This window comes from Kitasatospora kazusensis, assembly GCF_039529945.1.
GTDB classification, from domain to species: Bacteria; Actinomycetota; Actinomycetes; order Streptomycetales; family Streptomycetaceae; genus Kitasatospora; species Kitasatospora kazusensis.
Window position 1 is genome coordinate 1 of sequence record NZ_BAAANT010000123.1, and the last position, 1,471, is coordinate 1,471.

A 1,471-nucleotide genomic window follows, 5' to 3' on the forward strand; every position below is an offset into this window, starting at 1 on the left:
GGCGGATTCTTGGGGTCCTCGCAACACCTGATGATCTATGTGGTCGTCAGTAGATCACGCAGGCGCTCGGCTGGAGTTCTCCAGCCGAGCGTTTTGCGTGGCCGGCCGTTGAGCTGCTGGGCGACATGTTCAAGGTCTTCGGGGCTGTGGACGGACAGGTCGGTGCTCTTGGGGAAGTACTGCCGCAGCAGGCCGTTGGTGTTCTCGTTCGATCCGCGCTGCCAGGGGGAGTGCGGATCGCAGAAGTAGACCGGTACTCCCGTGGCCACGGTGAACTGCCTGTGCCCGGCCATCTCGCATCCCTGGTCCCAGGTCAGCGAGCCGCGTAGGTGCCCGGGCAGGGTCTGGATCAGGGGCACCAGCACGTCGCGGACCTCCTCGGCGGTGTGCCCGCCGGGCAGGTGCCCGAGCATGACGTAGCGGGTGGAGCGCTCGACCAAGGTCACGATCGCGCTCTCACTGCCGGGGCCGACAATCAGATCGCCTTCCCAGTGGCCGGGCACCGCCCGGTCCTCGGCCTCGGCAGGCCGCTCGGAGATCATCACCATCTCGTCGACGAACCGGCGAGTGCGCTGCTCGGGACTGCGGTGCGGCTTGCGGCGGGTGCGCCCGGTCCGCAACGCGAGTGCGACCTCGCGCCGCAGCCCGCCCCGGGCCTGGACGTAGACCGCCTGGTAGATCGTCTCCGGACTCACCCGCATGCTCTCGTCGTCGGGGAACTCGATGACCAGAGCGTGACAGATCTGCTCGGGCGACCACCGCTCCCGCAACCTGCCCGCGACGAACTCGCGCAGCGAACCCGCCCGGGCGAGCTTGGACTCCCTGGGGCGCGGCCGGCTCCCCGCCCACGCCCGCTGAGCCCGGTGCGGCCGGTAGACGCCGTCGACCGCACGGGTGTCGATCTCGCGCTTGACGGTGGACGCCGGCCTGCCCAGCGCCCGCCCGATCGCTCGCAGCGACCGGCCCTCACGGCGCATGTCGGCTATCAGCTCCCGCTCGGCCACCGTCAAGAACCGTGGGTGCAGCTCGGCCTCTACCGCCGCGAGCGACGGCGTGGCCGTGGAGGAAACGGTGCTGGTCATCCCCGTTGTGTAGTCGATCCTGCGTCCATCGGGGTGAAGGCGCGCGTTGCCGATCTTCCGGATCCCGCGGTCCCAGTCCCGGGCAGTGCGTTCGTGGACGCCGACCTGTGCCGCAGCGTCCCGTAGTCGCACCCCGGCCTTGCGAAGCCGGTCGTACTCCGCCCGCCCCGGGTGCTCGCCCGTTCCCGGCTTCCCACGACCACGGACACCGGCCATCCGCGCCCACCCAGCCGCCGTGTGACGGTTCGCCCCGACTGCTCGGGCCGCACCCGTGACACTGCCGTTCTCCCGATCCAACGCCTCGAAGAACCTCGCCTTCAAGCCCTCAAAATCCACGATCCCCGCAACTCCCTGAATCCAGGGTGTTGCGGGGATCGCTAGAACCTGCC

1 protein-coding gene is annotated in these 1,471 nt (G+C 69.7%); it reads right to left on the minus strand.

Annotated features, from left to right (window positions below):
- Nucleotides 1-35: 35 nt before the first annotated feature.
- Nucleotides 36-1,214, minus strand: a complete 1,179-nt coding sequence (locus ABD330_RS32240) for an IS30 family transposase (protein ID WP_344469871.1) — start codon at nt 1,212-1,214, stop codon at nt 36-38.
- Nucleotides 1,215-1,471: the final 257 nt, after the last annotated feature.